This window comes from Brevibacillus sp. NL20B1 (genome assembly GCF_018195675.1).
GTDB lineage: Bacteria > Bacillota > Bacilli > Brevibacillales > Brevibacillaceae > Brevibacillus > Brevibacillus aydinogluensis.
Genome location: NZ_JAGTPT010000022.1, coordinates 49,280 through 75,155, shown reverse-complemented (window position 1 = coordinate 75,155; position 25,876 = coordinate 49,280). Strand labels below are relative to the sequence as shown.

27 protein-coding genes and 1 riboswitch are annotated in these 25,876 nt (G+C 57.1%); of the genes, 15 read left to right on the top strand and 12 right to left on the bottom strand.

What is annotated here, in order from left to right:
- Positions 1-407: hypothetical protein (locus KDN35_RS14995; RefSeq protein ID WP_212133112.1), on the bottom strand; the 407-nt coding region annotated here is incomplete at its 3' end.
- A 161-nt stretch (positions 408-568) separates the two neighbouring features.
- Between KDN35_RS14995 and KDN35_RS14990 the strand changes: the two genes are divergently transcribed.
- Positions 569-964 (top strand): hypothetical protein, encoded by a 396-nt coding sequence (locus tag KDN35_RS14990; protein ID WP_212133111.1) that lies wholly within the window; start codon positions 569-571, stop codon positions 962-964.
- 13 nt (positions 965-977) lie between these two features.
- Here the strand turns inward: KDN35_RS14990 and acnA are convergent, their stop codons facing one another.
- The 3 genes from acnA to KDN35_RS14975 form a co-directional block, all read right to left on the bottom strand.
- Positions 978-3,707: an aconitate hydratase AcnA gene (acnA, locus tag KDN35_RS14985; protein WP_212133110.1), complete on the bottom strand. Its 2,730-nt coding sequence runs from the start codon at positions 3,705-3,707 to the stop codon at positions 978-980.
- Between the two features lie 439 nt (positions 3,708-4,146).
- Entirely contained in the window at positions 4,147-5,172 is a 1,026-nt protein-coding gene (locus KDN35_RS14980; protein ID WP_212133109.1) for a ThiF family adenylyltransferase, read from the bottom strand.
- 4 nt (positions 5,173-5,176) lie between these two features.
- On the bottom strand, positions 5,177-5,884 hold the full coding sequence (locus KDN35_RS14975; RefSeq protein ID WP_212133108.1) for a molybdenum cofactor biosynthesis protein: 708 nt from the start codon (positions 5,882-5,884) through the stop codon (positions 5,177-5,179).
- Positions 5,885-6,191: 307 nt separating this feature from the next.
- Between KDN35_RS14975 and moaC the strand changes: the two genes are divergently transcribed.
- The 8 genes from moaC (at position 6,192) to KDN35_RS14935 (ending at position 16,851) form a co-directional block, all read left to right on the top strand.
- Positions 6,192-6,674: a cyclic pyranopterin monophosphate synthase MoaC gene (moaC, locus tag KDN35_RS14970; RefSeq protein WP_171567350.1), complete on the top strand. Its 483-nt coding sequence runs from the start codon at positions 6,192-6,194 to the stop codon at positions 6,672-6,674.
- Positions 6,675-6,680: 6 nt separating this feature from the next.
- Positions 6,681-7,928 carry an MDR family MFS transporter gene (locus KDN35_RS14965; protein ID WP_171567349.1) on the top strand — a complete coding sequence of 416 codons (1,248 nt, stop codon included), beginning with the start codon at positions 6,681-6,683 and terminating at the stop codon, positions 7,926-7,928.
- A 329-nt stretch (positions 7,929-8,257) separates the two neighbouring features.
- Positions 8,258-8,701, top strand: coding sequence for a MarR family winged helix-turn-helix transcriptional regulator (locus tag KDN35_RS14960; RefSeq protein WP_212133107.1), 444 nt, complete (start codon positions 8,258-8,260; stop codon positions 8,699-8,701).
- A complete protein-coding gene (locus tag KDN35_RS14955) occupies positions 8,698-11,838 on the top strand; it encodes an efflux RND transporter permease subunit (protein ID WP_212133106.1) in 3,141 nt (1,046 codons plus the stop codon). The genes KDN35_RS14960 and KDN35_RS14955 overlap by 4 nt, the downstream gene beginning before the upstream one ends.
- 13 nt (positions 11,839-11,851) lie before the next feature.
- A complete protein-coding gene (locus tag KDN35_RS14950) occupies positions 11,852-13,084 on the top strand; it encodes an efflux RND transporter periplasmic adaptor subunit (protein ID WP_212133105.1) in 1,233 nt (410 codons plus the stop codon).
- A 166-nt stretch (positions 13,085-13,250) separates the two neighbouring features.
- Positions 13,251-13,356: riboswitch (SAM riboswitch) on the top strand.
- Positions 13,357-13,459: 103 nt separating this feature from the next.
- A complete protein-coding gene (locus tag KDN35_RS14945) occupies positions 13,460-14,641 on the top strand; it encodes a pyridoxal phosphate-dependent aminotransferase (protein WP_171567345.1) in 1,182 nt (393 codons plus the stop codon).
- Positions 14,642-14,977: 336 nt separating this feature from the next.
- Positions 14,978-15,448, top strand: coding sequence for a hypothetical protein (locus tag KDN35_RS14940; RefSeq protein ID WP_171567344.1), 471 nt, complete (start codon positions 14,978-14,980; stop codon positions 15,446-15,448).
- A gap of 200 nt (positions 15,449-15,648) precedes the next feature.
- A complete protein-coding gene (locus KDN35_RS14935) occupies positions 15,649-16,851 on the top strand; it encodes an aminotransferase-like domain-containing protein (protein ID WP_212133104.1) in 1,203 nt (400 codons plus the stop codon).
- 109 nt (positions 16,852-16,960) lie between these two features.
- On the opposite strand, the gene KDN35_RS14930 is transcribed toward KDN35_RS14935, so the two are convergent.
- Both KDN35_RS14930 and KDN35_RS14925 read right to left on the bottom strand, forming a co-directional pair.
- Positions 16,961-17,809, bottom strand: a complete 849-nt coding sequence (locus KDN35_RS14930; protein WP_212133103.1) for a family 1 encapsulin nanocompartment shell protein — start codon at positions 17,807-17,809, stop codon at positions 16,961-16,963.
- Positions 17,810-17,857: 48 nt separating this feature from the next.
- Positions 17,858-18,472 (bottom strand): IMEF encapsulin system ferritin-like cargo protein, encoded by a 615-nt coding sequence (locus tag KDN35_RS14925; protein WP_171567341.1) that lies wholly within the window; start codon positions 18,470-18,472, stop codon positions 17,858-17,860.
- A 252-nt stretch (positions 18,473-18,724) separates the two neighbouring features.
- Between KDN35_RS14925 and KDN35_RS14920 the strand changes: the two genes are divergently transcribed.
- Positions 18,725-19,006: a DUF2325 domain-containing protein gene (locus tag KDN35_RS14920; RefSeq protein ID WP_171567340.1), complete on the top strand. Its 282-nt coding sequence runs from the start codon at positions 18,725-18,727 to the stop codon at positions 19,004-19,006.
- 63 nt (positions 19,007-19,069) lie between these two features.
- A complete protein-coding gene (locus tag KDN35_RS14915) occupies positions 19,070-19,216 on the top strand; it encodes a hypothetical protein (protein ID WP_171567339.1) in 147 nt (48 codons plus the stop codon).
- 72 nt (positions 19,217-19,288) lie between these two features.
- On the opposite strand, the gene KDN35_RS20130 is transcribed toward KDN35_RS14915, so the two are convergent.
- From KDN35_RS20130 to KDN35_RS14895, 4 genes are all read right to left on the bottom strand, one after another.
- Entirely contained in the window at positions 19,289-19,642 is a 354-nt protein-coding gene (locus tag KDN35_RS20130) for a S1C family serine protease (protein WP_304415196.1), read from the bottom strand.
- On the bottom strand, positions 19,582-21,036 hold the full coding sequence (locus KDN35_RS14905) for a recombinase family protein (RefSeq protein ID WP_212133102.1): 1,455 nt from the start codon (positions 21,034-21,036) through the stop codon (positions 19,582-19,584). Before KDN35_RS14905 ends, KDN35_RS20130 begins: the two co-directional genes overlap by 61 nt.
- Positions 21,037-21,168: 132 nt before the next feature.
- The gene (locus KDN35_RS14900; protein ID WP_304415198.1) at positions 21,169-21,489 is read right to left on the bottom strand and encodes a winged helix-turn-helix transcriptional regulator; all 321 of its coding nucleotides are present in this window, start codon (positions 21,487-21,489) and stop codon (positions 21,169-21,171) included.
- 25 nt (positions 21,490-21,514) lie between these two features.
- Positions 21,515-22,081, bottom strand: a complete 567-nt coding sequence (locus KDN35_RS14895) for a S1C family serine protease (RefSeq protein WP_212133101.1) — start codon at positions 22,079-22,081, stop codon at positions 21,515-21,517.
- Between the two features lie 224 nt (positions 22,082-22,305).
- Between KDN35_RS14895 and KDN35_RS14890 the strand changes: the two genes are divergently transcribed.
- Entirely contained in the window at positions 22,306-22,842 is a 537-nt protein-coding gene (locus KDN35_RS14890) for a PadR family transcriptional regulator (RefSeq protein WP_171567336.1), read from the top strand.
- Positions 22,843-22,942: 100 nt separating this feature from the next.
- Here KDN35_RS14890 and KDN35_RS14885 read toward each other — a convergent pair whose 3' ends face one another.
- Together KDN35_RS14885 and KDN35_RS14880 are read right to left on the bottom strand one after the other, a co-directional pair.
- On the bottom strand, positions 22,943-24,055 hold the full coding sequence (locus tag KDN35_RS14885; RefSeq protein ID WP_171567335.1) for an aminopeptidase: 1,113 nt from the start codon (positions 24,053-24,055) through the stop codon (positions 22,943-22,945).
- A gap of 169 nt (positions 24,056-24,224) precedes the next feature.
- The gene (locus KDN35_RS14880; protein ID WP_029098693.1) at positions 24,225-24,320 is read right to left on the bottom strand and encodes a YjcZ family sporulation protein; all 96 of its coding nucleotides are present in this window, start codon (positions 24,318-24,320) and stop codon (positions 24,225-24,227) included.
- Positions 24,321-24,493: 173 nt separating this feature from the next.
- Between KDN35_RS14880 and KDN35_RS14875 the strand changes: the two genes are divergently transcribed.
- The 3 genes from KDN35_RS14875 (at position 24,494) to ytxJ (ending at position 25,852) form a co-directional block, all read left to right on the top strand.
- Positions 24,494-24,718 carry a hypothetical protein gene (locus KDN35_RS14875; protein ID WP_171567334.1) on the top strand — a complete coding sequence of 75 codons (225 nt, stop codon included), beginning with the start codon at positions 24,494-24,496 and terminating at the stop codon, positions 24,716-24,718.
- Positions 24,719-24,941: 223 nt separating this feature from the next.
- The gene (locus tag KDN35_RS14870; protein ID WP_171567333.1) at positions 24,942-25,340 is read left to right on the top strand and encodes a hypothetical protein; all 399 of its coding nucleotides are present in this window, start codon (positions 24,942-24,944) and stop codon (positions 25,338-25,340) included.
- Positions 25,341-25,525: 185 nt separating this feature from the next.
- A complete protein-coding gene (ytxJ, locus tag KDN35_RS14865; protein WP_212133100.1) occupies positions 25,526-25,852 on the top strand; it encodes a bacillithiol system redox-active protein YtxJ in 327 nt (108 codons plus the stop codon).
- The last annotated feature ends 24 nt before the right edge of the window (positions 25,853-25,876 follow it).

The following is a 25,876-nucleotide window of genomic DNA, read 5'->3' as shown; positions in this document are numbered from 1 at the left end:
TCCTCGTCCAGTTTGTCACATAAATATCGTACAATAACAACATCGGCTGATGCATATGGAGAACGGTTCTCTCTTCCTCTGTCATCATAGGGGATTGCGTAACCATAAGTGCCACTCCAGCCAAGATAATTATCTTCTGCTCTAGGTAGATGTTTTACTGCAACATAACCAGTTTCATCCGAATCAGCAGGTGAAAGATCAAAACTACTACTAATTCCATTCCATTTATCAACAGCAGTCCAAAGAACGCGAGAGTACTTTTTCTCTAAATTAATGTTTTCATAAATAATGTTTGAGATCTCCCACTTCCCCCCTAGGAAGTTTGCAAATGCACTAGTAGTAAAGAAAGAGAGTGAAGCAACAATCGTAAATAGACCAGCTGCAACTTTAACCCTTTTGCGCGACATAGAGTTTCCTCCTTCTAAAAATTTACATCAATTCAAATACACACCTAAAAACCAATAATTGTAAACAGAGGTATTTTGTTAAATGAATGTGATTAAGAACACTAGAACCTATGTGATGACGGATTTTTCAAAAGCTGGCGAAAGAGCTGAACTCTCCGGATGTGAAAAAATTTACCGAGAATAAGAATAACGGAGGGTTGTGCCGGCTTTCTAATGCCGTCCCTCAGCTGACGTACGAATCCGCTGATTTGGTCGTTTTTTGTTTTGCCCCGTCCAGCTGTACACAAAAAAAGGCACTCCATCATGAAGAAGTGCCTGGGGCTGAAGACAATGTGCCTTTTTATCAAGAAGGTTCCAAAGCAACCGATCTACCATCGTTTCCAGGCAGGAAGGCCTGCACATTGATAAACCGAAGGTGGAGAAAAAGTATATGGCATGGAATGATGGGCCTCAATAGAGCGAGAGAGCCCGATCACCCATTCGCCACGGACTTTGTCTACACGCTGAAAATGAAAACAGGCAAGCATTCGCTTGCCTGTTTCATGCGGGTGCTGTAAGGAATGTTATTGGTTACGCCGTTACCGGTTTGCCTTCGTCCAGCAGTTGACGCAGGACGGTTTGCAGGATGCCGCCGTTGCGGTAGTAGTCGACATCCACCATCGAGTCGAGACGGACGATGACGTCGAACTCGAACTGGCTGCCATCCTGACGGGTTGCTTTCACTTTCAGGCGTTGGCCAGGCTGTACGTTGTCGTTCAGACCGACGATGTCAAACGTTTCCGTACCGTCGATGTTGAGCGACTTCCAGCTTTGGCCGTCGGCGAATTGCAGCGGGAGCACGCCCATGCCCACCAGGTTGGAGCGGTGGATGCGCTCGAAGCTTTCTGCGATGACCGCCTTGATGCCGAGCAGGAACGTACCTTTTGCGGCCCAGTCACGGGAAGAACCGGTACCGTACTCCTTGCCGGCCAGTACCACCAGCGGCGTGCCGTCTGCCTGGTACTTCATGGATGCATCATAGATGGACATGATTTCGCCGGTCGGCAGGTACTTGGTTACGCCGCCTTCGGTGCCCGGAGCGATTTGGTTGCGGATGCGGATGTTGGCAAACGTACCGCGCATCATCACGTCGTGGCTGCCGCGGCGAGCACCGTAGGAGTTGAAGTCTTTGCGTTCCACGCCTTTGGACTGCAGGAACAGACCTGCCGGGCTGGTCGGCGAGATGTTGCCCGCCGGCGAGATGTGGTCGGTGGTGACGGAATCACCCAAGAGAGCCAGTGCGCGTGCGCCGGTGATCTCTTCGATGTGACCGACATCGCCGGTAAGGTCTTTGAAGAACGGCGGCTCCTGGATGTAGGTGGAGTTTACATCCCACTCGTACAGGTCGCCCTTCGGTGCGTCGATTTCGTTCCACGCTTGGTTTTGCGTAAACACGTTCGCGTATTGGGCGCGGAACAGTTCCGGATTCATCGCCTTGTTCATCGCTTCCGCCAGCTCTTGCGGCGTCGGCCAGATGTCTTTCAGGTAAACCGGCTGGCCGTCTTTGCCAGTGCCGATCGGATCTTTTGTCAGGTCGATGTCCACGGTGCCGGCCAGGGCGTACGCGATAACCAGCGGCGGGGAAGCGAGGTAGTTCGCTTTTACCTGCGCGTGGATGCGGCCTTCGAAGTTGCGGTTACCGGACAGAACAGCTGCCACGGTCAGGTCGTTGTCGGCGATTGCCTTGCTGGTTTCTTCCGGCAGCGGACCGGAGTTACCGATGCAGGTGGTGCAGCCGTAACCGACCACGTTGAAACCGATCGCGTTGAGCGAATCCATCAGGCCGGCGTCGATCAGGTACTGGGTTACGACGCGGGAACCCGGAGCCAGCGAGCTCTTTACGAACGGCGGTTTTTTCAGTCCTTTTTCCACAGCTTTTTTCGCCAGGATACCGGCGCCCAGCATTACGCTCGGGTTGGATGTATTGGTACAGGACGTGATGGCTGCGATGACGACGGAACCGGTTTTCAGAGTTGCCGTCTCGCCGTTCGGGTAGGTGACAGTTGCTTCTGCCTTGATCTTTTCTTCGGAGAGGCCGAAACCGCCTTTCTCGATCGGCGTGCGCAGGCTGTTGTTGAAGGATTCCTTCATGTTGGTCAGTTCGACGCGGTCTTGCGGACGCTTCGGACCAGCCAGGCTGGGCACGACGGTGGACAGATCCAGTTCCAGAGTCTCGGTGAAGACCGGATCCGGCGTGTCGTCGGTGCGGAACAGGCCTTGCGCTTTGGTGTAGGCTTCCACCAGGGCGATTTGCTCTTCACTGCGGCCGGTTTGACGCAGGTAGTTGAGCGTTTCGGCGTCGACAGGGAAGAAGCCCATCGTTGCACCGTACTCAGGTGCCATGTTGGCAACGGTCGCGCGGTCTGCCAGCGAAATGTTGGACAGGCCAGGGCCGTAGAACTCAACGAATTTGCCGACCACGCCTTTTTTACGCAACATTTGTGTAACAGTCAGCGCCAGGTCGGTTGCGGTTGCCCCTTCTTTCAGGGTGCCGGTCAGCTTGAAGCCGACAACTTCCGGAGTGACGAAGTAGAGCGGTTGGCCAAGCATGCCAGCTTCCGCCTCGATACCGCCAACACCCCAGCCCAGCACGCCCAGACCGTTGATCATGGTGGTGTGGGAGTCGGTGCCGACGAGGGAGTCCGGGAAGGCCACCAGTTCGCCGTTTACTTCGCGGGTTGCCACCACTGTTGCCAGGTACTCCAGGTTTACCTGGTGCACGATACCGGTTGCCGGCGGAACAGCGCGGAAGTTGTCAAACGCAGTTTGCGCCCAGCGCAGGAAGCGGTAGCGCTCCTGGTTGCGTTCGAATTCCAGCTTCATGTTGTTTTCCAGCGCCTTGTCGTTGCCGAAGTCGTCAACCATGACGGAGTGGTCAATAACCAGGTCAACCGGAACGAGCGGATTGATCCGTTTGGGATCGCCGCCGGCACGCTTCATCGCAATGCGCATCGCTGCCAGGTCGACGACGGCCGGTACACCCGTAAAGTCTTGCAGAACGATACGGGCCGGCATGAGCGGAACTTCCTTGTTTTCGTCGCGGCCTTTTGTCCAGTTGGCCAGTTGTTGCACGTGTTCCTTGGTGATGGCGCGGCCGTCAAACTGACGCACAGCCGCTTCCAGCAGCACTTTAATGGAGAACGGCAGCTTGGAAACTTCGCCGATTCCTTGCTCTTCCAAGCCTTGCAGGCGGTAGTATGCGTACGTCTTGCCGCCCACTTGCAGGGAAGACTTCACGTTGTAAGCATCGTGTTTAGCCAAAGTGCACAACCTCCCTTTTTTACTTGGAGTTTCATCTGATGAAACGCAGTTTCGTTTCTTCGATACGCCCCTATTATACTCGATTTGCTGCTCGGCTTCTACCCCAAAATTCATGATGGCTGCACAAAATCAGTGAAAAAACATGGTGCAGCGTTATGCATACGTTCGAAGAAAGTTCCAGACTTACTATAACCCCATCAGGTAAATGTAATGCGCCATGAACTCCCTTGGCTGGGATTATTCTCCTCGGTCAGCCTGAAAAAATGGCCGCCATCCGTATGACAGCGGCGGGGGAAGTTATGCAATCGCTTCCTTATTATTTTATGGCTTCGTTATACGGCTGCGGGCTGCCGACCACGAAAGCCGGCGATCCCTGCCGCGCAGTCATAAGCCAGCGGTGGCAGGTGGCAGCGAAAGGATGGCTGGTTTTCGCCGCCTTTTACGCACCGATGTACCGCGCATGCAGCGTCCGGGCCAGACTGATGTCGTCTGTACCCTGCACCAGCACACGTCCGTCGGGGAAGACGACCAGCGTGTGCGGGTCGACGTGAAAGCGGAGGAGAAATCTGTTTCGCTCGATGTGCCCCAACGGCGCCAGCCGTTCCGCCAGTTGGTCCAGATCGAGCTGCGCGTCGGCCGCAGGCGAAATCTGCACCGTGTTGCGGCCGCACAAGGAGACAGCCTGTCCCTCCTGAGTGTCCGGCATCAGATAGGTAAACTGACGCTGTCCGCAGGTCGGGCAGTCGGCTCGCCGCCCGTTTTGTACGCGGATCTGCTGGTGACGGTTGGCCCAGATGTCGAAGTGCTCCAGATGGGGATTGAGCGCTTCCTGATTGTCCACCAGCAGTTTCAACGCCTCCGTCGCCTGGTAAGAGGCGACGATGTGAATGATCGGACCGATTACGCCGGCCGTGTCGCAGGTTGGCATTTCCCCCGGATTGGGCGCTTCCGGAAAGAGGCAGCGCAGGCAGGGGGTAATCCCCGGCCGAATGGCCGTAAACGTGCCGGTGGCGCTGACCGCTCCGCCGTACACCCAGGGAATGCCGTGCTTGACGCAGACGTCATTGATCAGATAGCGAACCTGAAAGTTGTCTGTGGCGTCCAGCACGAGCTGGACGTCGGCCAACAGCTTTTCCGCATTGTGAGCCGTCAGGTCGGCCACCACCGGCTCGACTGTCACTTCCGAATTAATCTTCGTCAGCTTGGCGTGGGCGGCTATCGCCTTGGGCAGGTGCTGGCGGGCGTCGTCTTCGTCGTACAACATCTGCCGCTGCAGGTTGCTCGGCTCCACAAAGTCGCGGTCAATCAGGCGGACAAAACCGACCCCGGCCCGGACCATATGGTTGGCCAGCACCGTTCCAAGCGCGCCCATGCCGACGATCGCCACGCGGCTGCGGAGAAGCCGTTCCTGACCGGTCCGGCCAATCGGAGGAAACAGGATTTGCCGGGAGTATCGCGTGTTCACAACTCTATCTCCTTTCTGACTCGTCAGGAAGCGCCAGCGGGTTCCACGGTCCCTGCTGGTGCCCTTTCCACTCGCTGCCGTCTTCCCAGACTTCCTTTTTCCAGATGGGAACAATCTGTTTCAGCCGTTCGATCGCGTACCGTCCCGCTTCAAACGCTTCGCTGCGGTGCGGCGTGGCGACGGCGGCGACGACGGCAATCTCCTCGATTTGCAGGTCGCCGATGCGGTGATGCATGGCCAGTTCCGCTCCCGGCCAGCGCTCGGCCACTTCTCTGGCGATTTGCTTCATCTTTTCTACGGCCATCGGTTCGTACGCCTCGTAGGTGAGGGAGACGGTCCGCTGTCCGTTGGTAAATTCGCGAACGGTTCCGACAAAGGTAAGCACAGCCCCGGCTCGGGGATTGGAGACGAGCCGGACCAGTTTGTCCGCGCTGAGCGGCTCCGTCGTTACGGCAAAGCGCGGCTCTTCGCCGCCGCTCACCGGGGGAAGAATCGCCACTTCGTCGCCTGGTGCCAGCGCCTTGTCCGGTTCGGCATATTCCTGGTTGACGGAGACAAAGCAGCTCCCCAACAGCGGCGCCAGCGCATGATACTGCTCTCCGACTGCCTGCAGCAGGTCGCGGACGAGAGCTCCTTCCGCTACGCTCACTTGAATCTCCCGCTTACCGGCCCTCTCGGCGAGGCCGGCAAACAACAGCACGCGTATTTGCATCGATGCACTCCTCATTTCCCGGTTTTGAACAACCTGACGCCGGGTATCTTTGTACAGGGGAAGCGGCGGCAGGTTGAATGGCTTTCTACCGGAAACGATAACACACCAAAGCGGATACTGTCTAATGGGTGTAACGCTTTGCGCAGTTTCTGCATTGATTTTACAGAGCGCCAGCGGTAAGGTTAGAGGTGATGAGAGATACGACGGGCGACATTCGTCCACCTGGCCCAGGCGGCTTGGACCGGCAGGGGGGACGGCAATACGCCCATTTCCCTCCAAGGGGGGATCAATCGAGGAGGAGCGCAGCATGAGCGATACATTAACCCATTTTAATGACCAGCAGCGCGCCCGCATGGTGGACATCTCCGACAAAAAGGAGACTCGGCGGGAAGCAGTGGCGAAGAGCAGAATTACGATGAAACCGGAGACGCTCGACCGCATCCGGCAAGGGCGCGTGTCCAAGGGAGACGTGCTCGCGGTGGCCCAGGTGGCCGGCGTGATGGCCGCGAAAAAGACGTGGGAGCTGATTCCGATGTGCCATCCGCTGCCGCTGACCGGCGTCGACATCAGCTTTGCCTTTGTCGCCCCCGACACGCTGGAGGTAGAGGCGACAGTCAAAACCACCGGCAAGACGGGTGTGGAGATGGAAGCGCTGACCGCCGTCAGTGCAGCCGCTCTCACTGTCTACGACATGTGCAAGGCGATGGACAAGGGGATGGTTATCGGCCCCACCTGCCTGATGAGCAAAACGGGCGGAAAAAGCGGAGATTATCATCGGATTGAGGAGTAACCAGACATGAGCGGAATATGGAACATGTATCCGCGCAGCATACGGGTTCTCGCCGTCGTTGCCGCCATGACTTCCACGGGCATGGCGTGCATATGGCCGCTGGTCACCATTTACATCCACGATTACCTGGGCCAACCGCTCACCGTAGCCGGACTATTGCTGCTGTTGAACCAGGGAGCCAACCTCGTGGGGAGTGTGGCAGGCGGCATTCTTTTTGACCGCTGGGGACACAGGCGGACGTTTGCGGTCGGTTCTGTCGGCGCGATCGCTGTTTCTGTCGCGCTTGGCTTGACGACCGACTTCACCGCCTACACCGTGCTGCTGTTATTGAACGGATTTTTCTTTGGCACGATCTTTCCTGTACTGAATGCACTGGCTGTCCGCCTCTGGCCGGAAGGCGGGCGCAGAGGGCTGAACGTGATTTACGTCGCGCTCAACATCGGGGTGGCCGTCGGTTCGGCCTTGTGCGGCGTTTTGGCCAGCGTGTCGTTCGCCTGGACGTTTTTCGGAAACGCGATTGCGCAGGCTGTGACGCTGGCGATGTTTCTTAGGTGCCTGCCGCAGCATTTGGCGGATCAACCAAATGAACAGGTTCACGCGGCGGAATCGGCCGAGACAGAGGCGAAGCAGGCTGCGGCGGGAACAAACCATCGGCCGGTTGCCTGGGGGGCGCTCGCCGTGCTCTGCAGCGGCTTGTTGGTCTGCTGGATCGTCTACGTGCAGTGGACGACGGTGCTTTCCGCCTACATGCAGACGCTGGGCATTTCGCTTCGGCAGTACAGTCTGCTCTGGACGCTGAACGGAGCGCTCATCTTGTTTGGCCAACCGCTGATCTCCTGGATCATCAACAGCTTCGCCCGGACGTTGAAAGCGCAGCTGCTGCTCGGCGGGTACGTGTTTGCACTGTCGATGCTCATCCTCTCGCAATCGACGGCCTACGCCGGATTTGTTGCGGCCATGTTTGTGATGACGATCGGCGAAATGCTGGTGTGGCCGGCTGTCCCCACCATCGCTGCCGATCTGGCCCCGGCCGGCCGGGAAGGGATGGTCCAGGGCATTGTCAGCGGTATCGCCTCTGCTGGAAGGATGGCGGGACCGCTCGTGGGGGCGATGGCCTTCGAGGCGCTCGCTCCGCAAGGGATGCTTTACCTGATGGCGGTGTTGGCACTGGTGGCGGTAGGCTGTTTTGCCGCGTACAGCTCGTTCGTCAAGCGGACGGAGACGCAGCCGGCGGTAAGCGTGCCGGAGAAATGAGCCGGGGGAGAGGCCTTTGTCTCCGACTCCGGATGTGAAGCAAATGAAATAGATAAAATGAAATAGGTAATAGGGTCTAATAACATACGCTTTTACGGCAGCGTCCCTCTCGTGCGAGGGGCGTTTATTCATGGTAGACATGGATTGCCCCAGTTCATATTGAGTTCATAAACGCGTGGCATGGTAAGGGGTGAGCCGTGTTGGAGGGTGGTCTGTTGAAAAAATGATACATTTTACCACGAAAATTTCTTGATGCGAAATATGTCCTGTGTCATAATGTTTCGTGACGCGAAATAACAGAGGTGTGGCCTATGAATCCTATGAGGCGCATGTCGAAGCAGTTGATCCAGATGAACAAGGTCTACCTGGACGTCATCGCCCAGGAATTGACCCAATGCGGATTGACCATTCCGCAGATGTTCGTCCTGGGTCCCGTAATAGAGGCGCCCAGGACTATTGGGGAAATCAGCCGGCTGATCGACCTCTCCTACAGCACAGTATCCGGCATCGTCGACCGGTTCGAACGGGACGGCTATGTCAAACGGGTGCGGGACGAAAAAGATCGGCGCATCGTCTGGGTGGAACTTGCCGACACCCCGGAAGCGATCACGCAACGGATTCCCTTTATGCAGGGCGGCTACTTTGACAAGCTGTTCGACGGCATGTCCAGTCAAGAGGTGGAAGATGTGTGCCGATCGCTGACGATCTTGACACACTATTTGGAAAAACGGCAACAATCGTTTCCGAAAAAGGGAGGTAGCTGTACACGATGAATCTTTCCCGCTTCTCCATTCAACGCCCCGTTACCATCCTGATGATGACGGTGGCCCTGCTCATCTTCGGCTTCGTCTCCCTGCCCAAGCTGGCGGTTGAGCTGTATCCGGAGCTGAATCTGCCGGTGGCGGTGGTCGTCACCACCGTCGAGGGCGGCACGCCTGCCGAAGTGGAAAAGCTGGTGACCCGTCCCATCGAGGAAGCATTGGGAACGGTGCCCAACGTAGACAAAATCATGTCCAACTCCATCGAAGGGGCCTCCCAGGTCATCCTGCAGTTCAACTGGGGAACAAACATGGACCAGGCAACGTTGGACATGCGTGACAAGGTGGACTTGATCCGCGGAATCCTGCCGGACAACGCCAAGTCCCCCCGCATTCTGAAATTGGACCCCAACAGTCAACCAATCATGACCTTTTCCCTGACCGGGGAAGAAGACATCGTCAAGCTGAAGGCGATCGCCGAAGACACGATCAAACCGCATTTGGAGCGGATTGACGGTGTTGCCTCCGTCGGCGTCTCCGGCGGCCAGGAGAAGATCGTCGAGGTCGTGCTCGACCCGAACCGGCTGGCCGCTTACGGGATCGGCATTGACCAGATCCAGCAGGCTTTGATGGCTACCAACGTGTCCGGTTCGTCCGGTGTGATTCGCCAAGGCGACACCAAGCTGAGCATCCGGGTCGATGGCGAATACGATACCGTTACCGACATTGGCGAGACGCCGATTCATGTGCAGAACGGCAGCATCGCGCTGAAAAACCTGGCGACGGTCAACGAGACGTACAAAGACGTGACGCAGAAGGCGTACATGAATGGAATGCCCAGCGTCGGCCTGACCATTACCAAAGCCTCGGGCGGTAATACGATTGAAGTGGCAGACGCGGTAAACCGGGAGTTGGAGGCGCTGAAACAGATGCTGCCTCCCAACGTCAAGCTGACCACGATTCTCGACTCGTCCACGTTTATCAAGGATTCCATCTACACGGTCGGAGAGCACGCGCTCTTGGGCGGGGTGTTCTCGATCATCATCCTGTTCCTGTTTTTGAACAGCTTCCGTTCCATGTTGATCGTCTCCATCGTGATTCCGATCTCCGTGGTGGCGACCTTCTGCCTGATGTACTTTACCGGACAGACGATCAACATGATCTCGCTTGCCGGGTTGACCCTGGGGCTGGGTTCCCTGGTAGACTTCGCGGTCGTGATTCTGGAAAACATTTTCCGCTATCGGGAGCAGGGCAAGGGCATGATGGAAGCGGCCCGACTCGGTTCCAGGGAAGTGGGTACGGCGGTGATGGCCTCCGCGCTGGCGCAAATCGCCGTATTTGCTCCGATCGTATTTGTCGAAGGGCTGGCTTCCGAGCTGTTTGGCCCGCTGGCGCTGACGGTCGTCTACTCGCACATCGCCGCGCTTTTGGCTTCGCTGACGCTGGTGCCGATGCTTAGTTCCCGCTGGCTGAAACGAGTGCCGCACACCGAGGGAGAGGCGGTGGCCAACTACCGGGGCCTCAATCCGGTGATGTGGTTCAACAAAGGATTTAACAAAATCGCGCGCGGCTATGGCCGTCTGCTGAAGTGGGCGCTTGGTCACCGCAAGACCGTGTTTGCCCTGACGATCGCCTTGTTTGTCGGCGCAATTGCCCTCACCGGCGGAGTCGGCGCGGAATTTATTCCGAAGATGGACCAGGGACAGATTTCCATCTCCATTAAATTGCCGAACGGCACCATGCTGCAGGAGACGGAAAAAGTGGTCGCCGAAGTGGAACAGCGCGTAAAAGATCTGCCGGAAATGGAGCAGCTGTACACCTCGATCGGCTCCTCCGGCGGCCCGGCGCTCATCGCCAGCGCCATGTCCAACCAGGCGCAGCTGCAAATCAAGCTGGTGCCCAAGGACCAGCGCTCCGTCAGCACCGAGCAGGTGACGGAACAACTGCGCGAACGGCTGGCCGACATCTCGGGGGCGGAGATTGAGGTAACGGAATTGGACCAGTCGGGCGGCCCGATGGGGGCACCGCTGGAAGTGAGCTTGCGCGGGGATAACCTCGACGTGCTGGAAGACATCAGCTCGATCATCGCCGGCGAGATCAAACAGGTGCCGGGCACGCGCAACGTCACCACCTCGCTGGAAGAGACGCGCCAGGAAGTGCAGGTGCTGGTCGATCCGAAAAAGGCGAGCCTGTACGGGCTGACCACCAGTCAGGTCCTGTCCAACGTGCGCACGGCGTTTGACGGCATGACGGTCACCACCTACCAGACGGGGGATGACCAGATTGACGTGAAGATCATGCTGCCCAAGTCGTATCAGGACGACATCAGCTACCTGCAGCAGCTCCGCATCCCGACGGCGAGCGGCGCGCAGGTCGCCCTGTCGTCTGTCGCCGAGATCGTCAAAAAGGACGTGCCGCAGCTGATCAAACGCTCCAATCAGTCGCGGGAAGTGACGATCAGCAGCGATATCGTCGGACGCGACCTGAACTCGGTTTCCAATGACGTGATGGCCAGGCTGAACGCCCTGTCACTGCCGGACGGATACACGCTGGAATTCGGCGGTCAGAGCAAGGAGATGGCCGAGTCGTTCGGCAGCCTGGGACTGGCGATCATTCTGTCGATCGTGCTGGTCTACATGGTGATGGCCAGCCAGTTTGAATCCCTGTTTACACCGTTTGTCATCATGTTCTCCATCCCGCCGACGTTCATCGGCGTGGTCGTGGGCCTGCTTACGACCGGCTATCCGCTGAGCGTTCCGGCGCTGATCGGGTACATCCTGCTCATCGGGATTGTCGTCAACAACGCGATCGTCTTGATCGACTACGTCAACCAACAGCGCAAGCGGGGCGTGGAGCGGAACGAGGCCATCCTTCAGGCGGGGCCGATCCGTCTGCGTCCGATTCTGATGACGTCACTTGCGACGATTCTGGCGATCATGCCGCTTGCCTTTGGCGGCGGGGACGGGAACGAATCGATGGCGCCCATGGCTGTCGTCGTCATCTTCGGTCTCAGTTTCTCCACACTGATTACGCTTGTGCTGATTCCGGTCGTCTACACCTGGTTTGACGATCTGGGGCAAAAGTGGCGCAATCGCAAAGAAAAACGCAAGCAGAAAAAAGCGGCCGGCCAGGAAATGCCGACGTTGGGATAGGAGGCTACACGGTATGAAGATGAACAAGGGAAGTCTTGGGCTGCTGCTGGCCTTGGCAGTTGCCCTGGCAGGTTGTACGGCTCCGGATGCGGCCACGCAGCAGACGCAAACGGATAACAAGCCGGTGCCGGTACAGGTCGATACAGTGAAAAAGGGAAGCGTGTCGACGCGCGCGGGGGTAACCGGGAAACTTGCCCCCAACAAGGAAGTCACCTTGGCTCCAAAAGTGGGCGGCAAGATTGTGCAGCTGAACGTAAAACTGGGGCAGTATGTCAATCAGGGACAGGTGCTTTTCAGCCTGGAGAAAACGGATCTGGAGAATGCAGTGCAGCAGGCGCAGGCGGCGTACGATCTCGCCGTAGCCAACCTGAAGCAGAGTAATGCCGCCTCCGACCAGGGGCTGCAGCAGGCGAAAAACGGTCTGGTGCAGGCCGAACAGGCGCTGCGGGACGCGGAACGCGACTACCAGCGCATGTCTGACCTGTTCAAACAGGGAGCGGTGTCTCCGCAGCAATTGGAACAGGCACAGGCGGCCCTCACCAATGCGAAGACGGCGTATGCCAACGCCAAGGAAGCGCTGGAGATGGCTGAAAAGCAGACGGGAGTGGCCGTCACTCAGGCATCCGTGGAACAGGCCCGCATCTCGCTGCAAAACGCGCGTGAACAGTTGGCCAACGCGACGGTGACCGCCCCGATCTCCGGCTTCGTCTCCGCCGTCAACGGCCAGGTAGGGGAAATGGCTTCGCCGCAAGCGCCAGTGGTCACCATCGTGGATACCGATCCGCTAATCGTCAAGGCAAACCTCTCCGAAGAGGAAGTAACGTCAGTGAAAAAAGGGGACAAGGTGAAGATTCAAATCTCTGCCATCTCCAAGGAGCTGGACGGCACGGTGAGCGCGATCAGTCCCGTGATGGATCAGACGCTGCGCGCGTATCCGGTGGAAATTGCCCTGGCCAAGCAGGACGCTTCGCTAAAGGCGGACATGGTCGTCAGCATCCAGTTTGCGCATCAGCAAACCAACAGCATGCTGGTGGTGCCGCTCAAGGCCGTCTTTGACGAGAACGGCAAGCGGTTCGTCTACAAGCTGGAGGGAGACACGGCGAAAAAAGTGGAAGTGCAGACCGGGATCGAATCCAGCGATCTGGTGGAGGTAAAGGCAGGGCTGAAAGAAGGCGAGCAAATCGTCGTGCGCGGACAGACGCTGCTGAAAGACGGCGCCAAGGTAAACGTCCAGCCGACATCTTGACACTGTTCGCTTGCTAAAGTAGTATGAAAGAGATATCCAACCAGCACAGTCGGAATGCTGCGGCGGCCCTGCAGGGACTTCGCTTCGGGGGGCGACACGGTCGCTGACCCGCCGGATGCTGCTGGGATGGAACGAGACTGCAAACGAAACTGAATAGCATGCAATCACCTTATCAAGAGAGGCGGAGGGACTGGCCCGATGAAGCCCGGCAGCGGATCTGCCTGTGCAGATGCTGTGCCAATTCCAGCAGGAGCATTCCTGACAGATAAGAACGTGGAGATGTCGATCTGCCCCTTTTTCTGTACAGGAAAAGGGGCTTTTTGCTTAGCCGCCGACGTCTGCACGATTTACCCAAGGGAAAGGAACGAGAGACTGATGCGCATCCAACCGTCCGCCATGATTGACCGTCTGCCGACGCAGTTTTTTGCCTCGCTGGTGGCGAAAGTGAACAAGGCCATCGCCGCCGGCCATGACGTAATCAACTTGGGGCAGGGCAACCCCGATCTGCCGACGCCGCCGCACATTGTCGAGGAACTGCAGGAACATGCTGCCCGTCCGGTTCACCACAAGTACCCGCCGTTCAGCGGTCGTGTGGAACTGAAACGGGCTGTCGCCCACTGGTACAAGCAGGAGTTTGACGTCGATCTGGACCCGGAAGAGGAAGTGGCCATCCTGTTCGGCAGCAAGACCGGACTGGTGGAAATCTGCCAGGTATTGCTCAATCCGGGCGATGTGGCTCTGGTGCCGGACCCCGGCTATCCCGATTACTGGTCGGGAGTGGCCATCGCCGACGGGCGGATGGTGATGATGCCGCTGCGCGCCGCGAACGGTTTCCTGCCGGACTACGGCGAGCTGGCTCGAGAGGATCTGGACAAAGCCAAGCTGATGTTCCTGAACTACCCCAACAACCCGACCGCGGTCAATGCGCCGTACGAATTTTTCGAAGAGACGGTCCGCTTCGCCCGCAAGCACGAAATCGTCGTCTGTCACGACTTCGCCTACGGAGCGATCAGCTTCGACGGCAAGAAGCCGGTCAGCTTCCTGCAGGTGCCTGGAGCCAAAGAAGTGGGCGTGGAATTTTACACGCTGTCCAAAACGTACAACATGGCCGGCTGGCGCGTCGGCGCGATGGTCGGCAACCGGGAACTGGTCCGGCTGATCAACCTGATCCAGGACCACTACTTCTGCAGCCTGTTCGGCGCCATCCAGATGGCGGCGGTCCGGGCGCTGACCGATTCCCAGCAGTGTGTCCGCGAGTTGGTGACCGTATACGAAAGCCGGCGCAACGCGCTGTTTTCCAACCTGCACCGCATCGGCTGGGAGGCGGCACCGTCGCAGGGCTCGTTTTTCACCTGGCTGCCGGTGCCAAAAGGGTTTACCTCTGCCGAATTTGCCGACTTGCTGTTGGAAAAAGCCCATGTCGCTGTCGCACCGGGCGTAGGTTTCGGCCCCACCGGCGAAGGGTACGTGCGCGCAGCGCTTTTGGCCAGCGAAGAGCGGCTGGCGGAAGCAGTAGCGCGGATTGAGCGTTTGGGTATTTTCTCCCCGTGCAACTAGCAATATATCGTTCATGTGATTGAGAACTGACCGCCAGTGTGTTCGCAAAACGCCCTGGCGGTTTGATTTTTTGGGAAGCGAGGCGGAGGCCGGGGGCAGTGCCGCGTCCGGGATGGGCCCCGCCCAAAATAGGCGAGTGCCGCATAGTCCAAAACCGGGCGGGCGAATACTATAAAAAAGCGCGGCGGGCGCGATCACGAATGACGCGCCCATGCAAAAAAATCCATTCTCAGTAAAAATCATTCTCAGCATTGACAGATAATGATTTTCATTATACGATGGGTGTGGTAATGATAATTGATCTCAATGATCACGTTTGTTCGGCAGGAGGGTATCATGCGCTACCAGATCAACGGATATACGGACATGTATACGGTCATCTCCAATGAGCGCAAGATAGGCGGCGCCGTAGAAGCGGGTCTGATTCGCCTGCGGTCCGGCGAGGAGTTTGCCAACGCCGTGCTCACACGGTTGGAGATGTCCGGCGCACAGTTTTGCTCGCTCGGTTTTGTCACGGAGGAGGGCAAGCGGCTCATTGTCCATATCAATGACATCAGCATGATCGCCGACGCGGTGCACGTAAACGTGTGTGACCTGCGCAACGAGGTGATGCGCGCGGAGAAGATGGCGGAGCGGCTTAAGCGCTTGAAGCGGCTGTGCCAGTTGAACGAAGGAAGCTGCACGCCGACGTTCCGTGAAGAAGCGCTGTTGCTTGCTGAAGACATTGGCTTCGATGTGGCGCGCGAACACGTCGATCTGTCATTCCTGCCGCAGACGGAAAATGCCCGGGTGGTTCGCATCGCATAGGGAACCCGAACCCTGAACCCTGGCGCGCGATACAAACGAACACGATCCAGAGAATGAGACGGGAAGCGGTTTACGCTTCCTTTTTTGCTTGTCCAAGAGAACAATAGCCAAAACCTATTCCGTCTATAGCAAGCATAGATTGGACTTCTCCCGGCGTGAGTGATACAACAAGGATAAACTCAATCAAGGGGGAACGGAACATGGAGTACGCTTTTTCACAATCGGTTGGCGCACTGAGCTCCTCGGCCGTGCGGGAAATTCTGAAATTGACACAGGGGACCCCGGTGCTGTCGCTGGCTGGCGGACTGCCGGCAGAGGAGTTTTTTCCGCTCGAAGAAATGAAGGCTGCATTTGACCGCGCGCTCAGTCAAGGGCCGAAATCGCTGCAATACGGTCTGACGGACGGGTACCTACCGCTTCGCGAGTGGGTGGCATCCCGGATGAAACAAAAGAACATGAACGTGGGCGTGGAAAACATGCTGCTTACCACCGGCTCCCAGCAGGCCGTCGACTTGCTCTGTCGCGTCTATCTGGACGAAGGCGACGTCGTGCTGGTAGAAAACCCCACCTATTTGGCTGCTCTGCAGCTGTTTCAGTTCCGCGGCATTCGCGCTATTCCGGTGGAGGGGGACGACGAGGGCGTGGACATGGAGGATCTGGCCCGCAAGATCGCCCAGTACCGTCCCAAAATGGCCTATGTGATTCCCACGTTTGCCAACCCGACCGGCAAGGTATGGAGTCTGGAACGGCGTCTCGGCCTTTTGCGCCAGTGCCGCGACAACAACATCCTGATCCTGGAAGACGACCCGTACGGCGAGATTCAGTTTGACGGGGAGGCGCCGTATCCGACCATCTTCTCGCTGGATCAGCACCCCGAAGGTTCGGCGGTCGTCTACACCAGCACCTTTTCGAAAACGGTGGCGCCGGCGCTGCGGATCGGCTGGGCGATCGGAGACGCTCAGGTAATCCAGACGATGGTCAGAGCGAAACAGGCCGTCGACCTGCACTCCAGTTCCATTGACCAGATTGCGCTGCATCAACTGCTGTCCCGCTTCGATCTGGACGCCCACATCAGCAAGATCCGTGCCGCCTACCAGGAGCGGATGGAATGGATGCACCAACTGCTGGCCAGCAAGAATTGGAGCGGCATTACCTGGAACAAGCCGCGGGGAGGCATGTTCCTCTGGGTGAAGCTGCCGGAACACATCCATTCGGAAAAACTGCTCGCGCAGGCCGTGCGGGAAGGCGTCGCGTTCGTACCGGGCATCCCGTTTTACGCAGCCGAGCCGCAGGTGAACACGATGCGGCTCAACTACACCCTGTTGAACAGGGAAGATACCAAGCTGGCCATCGACCGGCTGGACAGCGCCATTGCCGCCTACACCGCTGTTGTGACGCAGTAGGCAGCAGACCGTGCAACAGCGGAAGCTGAAAAGATGTGATTCTCATACGAAAGAAGAGTCCTCTGTGATGAGGACTCTTCTTGTTTTCGGCGGAAGTGCCTCCCCGTACTTATTCCTCCGTTTCTTCCAGCGTGCAGATGGCGCTCGGCCGCTTGATGCGGAGCACGACGCACTCGTAAACGCGGAAGAAGCTGTTCATTTGCTCGTCGCCGAGGAACGCGGTGTCGAAGTCTTCGGCGATCGCCAGGTCCAGATTGTGCCGGCCGGTGGCAACCAGCACGCCGGTGCGTTCCTTGATGGTGGGGGATTGGTACACCCCGTCGGTCACCAGATTGCGAATGTGCTCGATTTCCAGGACGTTGGTCCCCTTGTGGACGCGATGCAGCAGCGAGTACAGTTCCGGAGAGACGACCAGCGCGTACGGGCCGCTGTGTCCCATCTTCAACAGCTTGTTGCGGGCCTCGACGATGTCAGCAAATGCGTTGCCGGATTCCATCCAGTCGCTTTTCAAGTGGGTGAGGCGCCCCTTGACGTTCATCAGGCCGGGCAGATCAAACTCCTTGGAGCCGTTGAAAATCAGGTCGTCTTCCATCAGAGCGCATCCTGCGGCCGCATTGGCTGCGGCACTCATGTCCAGCGGCATCCCCAGGGTGCGGGCCTGGGCGACGTCGCGCCAGTACAGCACGAAGTCTTTGTACAGGATCGGGATGGTCAGGCTGACCCGTCGGCTCGGCTGGGTCAGCTCCAGGGATTCGCCGCGCAGGCTTAAGCCCCCGAAGCGGGATTCCTCGTAAATGTCGTTGGTAATCGTCTGGATGCCTTCGCCAAGCGGTCCGTAGATATCGATAAAGCGGCGTCCGACCAGTTGGCGGCGGGCCATCTCGACGACGGTCTCGTCCAATTGGTGCCACTCGTCTTTCGTCAAGGGAGAGTCGGGAAACTTGCGGAGCTTGTCCATCGTTGCTACCTCCAATTCGTTCAAAAATGGTGAAGAAGAAACGGCCTTTTACAACCCCTTCAAACTGCCGACGGTCAATCCTTTTTTGGCTGCCGGGGCGGAAACGGCATGTGCGGCTCCCGGTGCTTTTCCGGCGTGTGCTGAACCGATTTGGGCCGCGGAAGCCTGCAGGTGATCCACCTGGTGAATGTCGTGCCCCTCGTCATGGTCGGTCAGGTCAGGACGGCGGTCGTCGTCGGAAAAGCGTTCGCTCAGCGCGGCAATGATCTCCTTGACGCGGAGGTAATCTTCCTGGGTCGCTTCGCGCATGCTGCTCAGGACACTGCGCGTCTCCTCGTCCTGAAACTCGTACAGGGAGAGTTCCAGGTGTTCGCGGAAGTTGTGCAGGCCGAACCGTTCCAGATTTATGTCGGAAAGCAGGCGGGAAAACTCCCGATCGCTCAGTTGTTTCGCCTTGTCCCCGTCGATGAGGGAGTCGAGGTAGGGAATCAGCTCGTTCAGGCGGCCGAGGCGCTGTTCTTCTTCCTCCAAGATGTGGTGATAGTACAGGCGGGTGTGTTCATCCTGCGCCGCGTCGATAATCGGCTGGATGATGCCCATGAAGCGCTCGATAAAGCCGCTGGTGCGGGTAAATATGGCGTGCAGTTGTGACATCTCTTGCACCCAACGCTACCTCCTCACTGGTAAGTGTCTCTTCATTATATCATATCGCTGGAAAAAGGCACCGGGCAAGAACAATGCAGGATCGGTCTTAGTATTTCTGCTGACACAAAAATGTTACCTCGGAGAGTATTGTCAAAGCTAATTGGGAATGATAATATTTATCAATAATAGTGAGATTCATTATCAATTAGAAAACAAGCGAGACACAACATACAACGATTCAGCAAACCATTCAAGTAGGAGGGAATTACCATGTCGTCCATTCTCGTCATCGGCGGTGACCGCCTGGGCAATATCGTTGATTTTTTGCAAAATCAAGGATTTACCGAGATTCATCACGTGACCGGCCGGAAAAGCTCGCAAACCGGCGTGAAAATCCCGACCGGCGTCCACATGATTTTGGTGCTGACCGACTTCGTCAACCACAATCTGGCCAAGACGGTGAAAAATCAGGCAAAAGACCGGGAACTGCCGATTGTGTTCTGCAAACGTTCTTGTGCAGCCATTGCCAAGGCTCTTCTGCACGTGGCGTAAATACATAACCTCCTGAGTGGGCAGACTACATTTCGAGTCTGACAACAAACGGAGGAATGGCACGTGAAACAGAACCGGCTCGACGAACTGCCGATTGCCCGCTTGACAGAGGCCCAGCTTCAGCAGTTGAAGCAGGCGGAACAACAGATCAATGAACAGGGCAGCGGCGTGTATTTGATTGCCTTTGAAAAACAAGCCCCGTCACGGTAGACGGGGTTTTTTGTTGGGGGCGAGAGCCGGTGCGGCAAGTCAGCATCACCTGCGAGGCGGGAGGGGCTTAGCTTAGGTGAACACGAACTGTGCCAACCGCTCCTTCAGCGCGTCAATGCCGATGGCAAATCCGAGACATTGACTGGATTGAATAATGAACGCGTTTAGTCCGATCACTTCTCCGTTCAGATTGATCAGCGGACCGCCGCTGTTACCGGGGTTGATCGCCGCGTCTGTCTGAAAAATATCCTCGTACATCCGCCTGGCCACCTGCAGGCGCCGGTTTTTGGCACTGATGATGCCGGCCGTGACGGAGTTTTCCAGACCGAGCGGGGAACCGTCTGCTCCCGTAGGGGCAAACTGCCTCAGCGAAACGCGAGCAGCGTGAGGCGCACGGCCAGACCGGAGCCGGACGCTGACGGACACGTATCCGCTTCCAGACGGCGGAGCAGAATGTCGGCCAACTGCCGGCGCTCTTCCCGCGTGGCACTCTCCCAGATGGAGGACCAATCAGCCAGCATTTCCTGCCACTCGTCCGAAACGGCCGCAAGAGGGCGGCACTGCGCTGCGGCCAGCGCCTCCTGTTCCGCCTGTTTCAGCTCTCCCAGCTTGGCGCGGTACTCTCCCAGTGTGATGAGCCCTTCGGCATAGGCGTCTTCCCAGCGTTTCCGCCTTTGCCGGCATTTTTTCAGCAGCGCTTCCGCTGCCGCCATTTCCGTTTGAGCTGCCCCGGACGCGACAGCTTCGCGGCAGGCCGCACGCAGTTCCTCCCCGTAGCGGTGGAGGTGGCTGATCACTTCCCGGGCCAGCCGATCTTCGCGGATCGCGGCGGCCTGACACCCGCCCTTCTGCCTGTTTTTGCACAGGTAATAGTAGTGCGTGTAGCGTTTACCGTTGGGTTTTTTGGTCCGGGCCGTTTTGCCGCGCATCGGTGAGCCGCAGCGGGAGCAGTACAGGAGGCCGGAAAAGATGAACGGCGAAGAGAGGACCCGGGGATGAAGAGACCGCCGCTCCGCAAGCCGCTGTTGGACGGCTGCAAACGTAGAGGCATCGACGATGGCCGGATGTGCCCGTTCGACGAGCATCCACTTTTCCGGCCGGTTGAGCCGCTGGCCGCCTTCCGCGTAGTTCCACCGCAGGGCTCCGTAGTATACCGGATTTTTCAACAGGCGGGTCACCGCACCGGGGCTCCAGCGGGCACCGTGTTTTCCGCGAAAGCCCTCATGGTTGGCCCATTCGGCAATCTGCCGGGGTGTCCATCCGGCCAGAAAATGCCGGAACATGCCGCGCACTGCCTCTCCCTCTGTCGGATGCACCACCAGCCGGCCGTCCTGCCATTCATAACCGTAGGGCGGGGGGCCGCCCGGCCGTTTTCGCTCCCGCACCATCTGCTCCATCCCCAGCTTCACTCGCTCCGCCAGGTTTTCCCGCTCCCATTGGGCCAGAGCCGCCACCAGCGTGATGAACAGCCGGCCGATTGCCGTCGTCGTGTCGTAGACTTCCGTGCAGCTTTTGAAGCGGACGCCGTACCGTTCAAACTGGCTCAGCAGCCGGTACAGATCCAGGACGGAGCGGGTCAGGCGGTCCAGCCGGTACACCAGCACCACGTCGATCCGCCCCAGCCGCACGTCTGCCAGCATCCGCTGCAGCGCAGGCCGGCGCGTATCCTTGGCACTCTCGCCTTCGTCGGCGTAGATGTCCGCCAAGGTCCAGCCCTGGGAGCGAATGTAGGCGAGCAGCCGCTCCCGCTGGGCGGCCACGGAAAATCCCTCCTTGGCCTGTTCTTCCGTACTGACGCGAATGTAGACAGCCGTTCTCATCGAACCACCTTCCCTCATCGCGGATGGTAGAGTCTACAGCAGGGAAGCGGTGCATATGCCTGGACAGCCAAAAAAGCCCCGCCGACGTTCCTGGCGGGACTTTAGCGGGGCGCGGACAGCCGGTGCAGCCGACTATATCCACTTCTGGCCCCAAGCGTGAATCGATTCGATCACGGGGCGCAGATCTTTTCCTTTTTCCGTCAGATGGTATTCAATGCGGACGGGAGTTTCCGGAAACACCTTGCGTTCCAGAATGCCCAGTTCCTCCAGTTCTTTCAATCGTTCCGACAGCATTTTATCGCTCATGTGCGGCACCATTTCGCGGATGTCCTTGAAACGGACAGCCCCGAGCAGCAGCACATGGATGATCAGTCCGGTCCATCTCTTGCCGAGAATGTTCATGGCCCCTTCGTACTTCGGGCACATTTGCTCGCCAGCAAATTCTTGACCCACGTCGGTGTCACCTCTGCGAAACAGCTTATTGTGTTGTCCTTAATTGTAACATACATACTTGAGAAAGGTAAGTTGCATTCACTCCCAAGCGGCACTCGCCATTTAGTCCTCGGTTTGCCGCTATGGCGGCAGGCGGGGAACCAATGCTGATGACCCATTCGCCCACCTTCGTGTCGGCTGAACTGCCCAGCCGCAGCGGGGTCAGCTTGCAATCCGCGTCGATCTTGATAACAGCGTAGTCGCGAACGCGGTCGGTCAGCACCCGTTGTGCTTCAAACACCTTCCCGTTGTACAGTTTGACGTAGATGGTCCGCGATTTTCCTATCACGTGCTCACTGGTGAGAATGTATCCTTTGGGATGAAATATAAAACCGGAGCCGTAACTCCGCTCGGAGGGAAGTGGCGACTCGTCGGTGATCAGACTGCGGATCAGCGATTCCATTTTGTGCCCGTGGGGCGTATCCTCGGTCACAATGGAGACGACGCCTGCCTTGACGCGCTCCACAATCGGCACGAAAAAGTTGAGAGGATGTAAACTGCTGCTCACAGGGTACTTGACTTTGGTGTAATGGGACCATTTTTTACTTTTCACGGTATCTCCCCCCACAGCAGATAGGTATGTATCATCTTATGGCACAGCAGGGAGGAAGGGACGCCCAAATATTTACGAGATGGATATATCAATAATTTTAATTGATATAATAAAGAAATAGGATTGGTATAATCATAATAAAGGTCTTATAATACTTATATAGAATATTTCGAACATATAGCGCATTCGACAGTGCAGACAGCGTGTTGGAGGGATGTAGAGAGATGGATGTCAAAACAATTATTCTCGGGTTTTTGAGCTACACAGAGATGAGTGGGTACGATATCAAACAGGCGTTTTCCAACAGCATCGGCTTTTTCTATGACGCCAGCTTCGGTGCCATTTACCCGGCGCTCCGCAAGCTGGAGGACGAAGGATACGTAACCAAACGGGAAGTCATCCAGTCGGGCAAGCCGAACAAGATCCTCTACAGCATCACGGAGGCCGGTCGGGAGGCGTTTCGCAAGGAGATGCTGACCCCGATACTGCCGCCGGTGCTGCGGTCCGACATGCTGGTCAAAATCTTTTTCGGCAAGAGCCGCACGCCAGAGGAGCAAAGGGAACTGATGCAGGACTGTCTGGAGATGCAGCGGGACTTGCTCAAGCACACAAGACACTCGTACCAGGATCTGCAGCAGCACCTTGACGAGTACCAGCGATTCTGCTGGGAGTACACGATCCACCACCTGGAGACGACGATTGCGTTTTTGGAACAACACATGCCGGCTCTGCTGAAACAACAGACCGCCTGTCCCCTGTAGGGAACGGACGAGACTGTCCGGGCCGCAGCGAATTAAGAGAGCAGATAAAAAAGCGAAGGGATTTTGCGTCCCTTCGCTTTTTTGTGCGGCGATTGCATCGTTACTTCAGATTTTCCGGGTTGAGGCATTCCAACTCCGGAACGACAAAGCGGCCGTCTTTGCGAATCAAGCGGTCGTCAAACCAGATTTCGCCGCCGCCCCACTCCGGACGCTGGATGCAGACCAGGTCCCAGTGGATGGACGACCTGTTGCCGTTGAACGCTTCATCGTAGGCTTGACCGGGTGTGAAGTGGAAGCTGCCGTCGATTTTTTCGTCAAACAGGATGTCTTTCATCGGGTTCTGGATGTACGGGTTCACCCCGATGGCAAATTCGCCGATGTAGCGCGCACCTTCGTCCGTATCGAACACTTCGTTGATCCGTTTGGTATCGTTGGCGGTCGCGTCGATGATTTTGCCGTCCTTGAAGGTCAGCTTGATGTTGTCAAACGTGAAGCCCTGGTACGGCGACGGCGTGTTGTAGCTGATGACGCCATTGACGGAGTCGCGAACGGGAGCGGTGAACACTTCGCCATCCGGGATGTTGGACTGTCCGGAGCACTTGATCGCCGGAATGCCTTTGATGGAAAAGGTCAGATCGGTGCCCGGGCCGGTGATGCGCACTTTGTCCGTCTTTTCCATCAGCTCGACGAGGCTGTCCATTGCCTTGTCCATTTTGCCGTAATCCAGAGTGCAGACCTTGAAATAGAAGTCTTCGAAAGCATCGGTGCTCATGTTGGCCAACTGGGCCATGGACGCATTGGGGTAGCGCAGCACGACCCACTTGGTCTCCGGCACGCGCACGTCCAGTACGGGACGCAGCAGGAGCTTGTTGTAGAGCTGCATCTTGTCCCCCGGTACGTCGGACAGCTCGCTGATGTTGTCGCTGCCGCGAATGCCGATGTAGCAGTCCATTTGCTTCATGAAGGAAACTTCTGCATCGCGCATCACGCCCAACTGCGTCTCATTTGCGCCAAGCAGCAGTTCCCGTTGGATCGCTTGGTCGATCAACTGCACGTACGGGTTGCCGCCCGCCTCGTACACCTTGCGGATGACGGCGCGAACCAGTTCGCTTACCTCGCCGATCGCATAGATGAGAACGTTTTCATCGCGCTGGACGCGCGTCGAGTAGTTCACCAGCACATCGGCCAGTTTTTCGATACGGGGATCTTTCATTGCACAGACGTACCTCACTTTCCATTGCACTAGTATGTATTGTAAATATTGTACACAAATCGACGAGAAAAAAGCTACCCGTGGTCAGGGTAGCGTGCGTATAAAACGCGCTGTGCAGGATTCGGTGCTAATGTATATGCTATGATTGGCGCAGATGTGCGCTGCCGTTTTAATTGTCGCAGGAACAACCAACGATCACCAGCAGGATGAACAGGATCAACACCAGAGTGAAATCGTCCAGGTCGCCGTTAAAGATGCTGCTCATCAAACATCCTCCTTTTGTTTGTTAAGCCTCTTGTGCTTACACCCATAACATATGGGTTTTCACACAGAGCCGTAACGGGCAAATGCCCATTTTTGGGAAGTATATTATTCTGAAAACATGGAAAAGCTAGAGGATACGTAAAGACTACGCGATATGAAAGGATGGCAGTTGTCATGCGCAGAGCTTTGCTTCACGAGGCTCCGACGATTTTGATCAGCGTCGGCGAGGATTTTAAATCGATCGTATGGAAGGCACAGTACGATATGGACTTTAACACGGAATGCCTGTTTTGCTTCTCCGAGCGAATCACCGGCTATCGCGTCGAGGACGAGCTGGGCCGTTCCGGAAAAGTGGCTGTCTGCCCGCATTGCGAGAAAGTGAACGCCATATACGCTTGATCGTCGGCAGTGTTGCCGAAGCGATGCCGCTTGGTGGCTGCGCCCGGCGGTTGATCCCTGTCCGGTCTTGTTCTTTCGTCCGGCGGGAGGTCAGCCGCCGGGCGTTTTTTTCTGCTTGGGAATGTCAATCCATCCACCAAGTACCACCTCGTTTTGGGCAGGATTGCAGAAAGAAGGCTCGAATACGTAGGGGGAGTACACAGATGCGGATAGAGGTGAACCCATGTACAAGAAATGCAGCCGCTGCGGAAGTGGCATGGAGCTCGTGCTGCGCAACGTCGTGTACCGCGGCCGCGTGAAAATCATGAACGTGCCGGTACACGTCTGCGAAAACGATGCTTGCAGCCATTCCCAGGTGGTGGACGTCATCAAAGCTGATCTGAAGAAACTGATGGAGGAATGGGGCCAACATCCGCAGCGCCAATCGATTAATTTTGAAGACGTGTCAGAACTTTCCCATTTGATGGTGCTCATCGCCAAAGAGAAAGAGGATGCGACTGTGCGAGAGGCGTTGCAGGAGCGGGTGAACGAATTGTTGGACCTGTTTTTGCTGGCCCGATCGCTGGGGGACCAGAAATGGATGCACGAATTGCGACAGCGTTTGACGAAAATCATGGTCTAGGCGAACCGGGTTGTCCTCACGAAAGGACGGCTCTTTTTTCGCTGTGCCGTAAGAATTCTGCTGCATTTACGAGATATCGCCGCGCGCTGGCCTGCGGGCTGTATCGCACGGGAAACGTAGACTTCGCCGATGCGATTCCGTATACTGGTAGACGCATGCACCAGATGTGAGAGGAGCGATTCTTCGTGACGGAAGTACAACTGCACACGCTGGAGGAACTGGATCAATTCGTGTCGGGCGCGGGCAAACGGCTGCTGTTCAAGCACAGCACGATCTGCCCGATCAGCACGACCGCTTATGAAGAGTTTCAGGCGTTTCTCAGCGAACAGCAACTTCCCGCGGCGGTCATTCTCGTGCGCGAGGACCGTCCTGTCTCCAACGCGGTGGAGGAGCGCTTTGCCATCAAACACGAGTCCCCGCAGATTTTTCTGCTGGAGGACGGCCAGGTAAAATGGCACACCTCCCACTGGAAAATTACCAAGGACGCCATCCGCGAGGCTGTGCAAGGCTAGAGCGGATGCAGCGAACGGCGGGGG

Excerpts from the sequence above, each read along its gene's own strand:
- KDN35_RS14880 (WP_029098693.1), bottom strand. The coding sequence starts at position 24,320 with ATGAGCAGCATCTTTAACGGCGACCTGGACGATTTCACTCTGGTGTTG.
- KDN35_RS14965 (WP_171567349.1), top strand. The coding sequence starts at position 6,681 with ATGAGCGGAATATGGAACATGTATCCGCGCAGCATACGGGTTCTCGCC.
- KDN35_RS14885 (WP_171567335.1), bottom strand. The coding sequence starts at position 24,055 with ATGAAAGATCCCCGTATCGAAAAACTGGCCGATGTGCTGGTGAACTAC.
- KDN35_RS14930 (WP_212133103.1), bottom strand. The coding sequence starts at position 17,809 with ATGGACAAGCTCCGCAAGTTTCCCGACTCTCCCTTGACGAAAGACGAG.
- KDN35_RS14875 (WP_171567334.1), top strand. The coding sequence starts at position 24,494 with ATGCGCAGAGCTTTGCTTCACGAGGCTCCGACGATTTTGATCAGCGTC.
- KDN35_RS14960 (WP_212133107.1), top strand. The coding sequence starts at position 8,258 with ATGTCGAAGCAGTTGATCCAGATGAACAAGGTCTACCTGGACGTCATC.
- KDN35_RS14945 (WP_171567345.1), top strand. The coding sequence starts at position 13,460 with ATGCGCATCCAACCGTCCGCCATGATTGACCGTCTGCCGACGCAGTTT.
- KDN35_RS14940 (WP_171567344.1), top strand. The coding sequence starts at position 14,978 with ATGCGCTACCAGATCAACGGATATACGGACATGTATACGGTCATCTCC.
- KDN35_RS14955 (WP_212133106.1), top strand. The coding sequence starts at position 8,698 with ATGAATCTTTCCCGCTTCTCCATTCAACGCCCCGTTACCATCCTGATG.
- KDN35_RS14870 (WP_171567333.1), top strand. The coding sequence starts at position 24,942 with ATGTACAAGAAATGCAGCCGCTGCGGAAGTGGCATGGAGCTCGTGCTG.
- KDN35_RS14890 (WP_171567336.1), top strand. The coding sequence starts at position 22,306 with ATGGATGTCAAAACAATTATTCTCGGGTTTTTGAGCTACACAGAGATG.
- KDN35_RS14975 (WP_212133108.1), bottom strand. The coding sequence starts at position 5,884 with ATGCAAATACGCGTGCTGTTGTTTGCCGGCCTCGCCGAGAGGGCCGGT.
- moaC (WP_171567350.1), top strand. The coding sequence starts at position 6,192 with ATGAGCGATACATTAACCCATTTTAATGACCAGCAGCGCGCCCGCATG.
- KDN35_RS14920 (WP_171567340.1), top strand. The coding sequence starts at position 18,725 with ATGTCGTCCATTCTCGTCATCGGCGGTGACCGCCTGGGCAATATCGTT.
- KDN35_RS14905 (WP_212133102.1), bottom strand. The coding sequence starts at position 21,036 with ATGAGAACGGCTGTCTACATTCGCGTCAGTACGGAAGAACAGGCCAAG.
- KDN35_RS14950 (WP_212133105.1), top strand. The coding sequence starts at position 11,852 with ATGAAGATGAACAAGGGAAGTCTTGGGCTGCTGCTGGCCTTGGCAGTT.
- KDN35_RS14935 (WP_212133104.1), top strand. The coding sequence starts at position 15,649 with ATGGAGTACGCTTTTTCACAATCGGTTGGCGCACTGAGCTCCTCGGCC.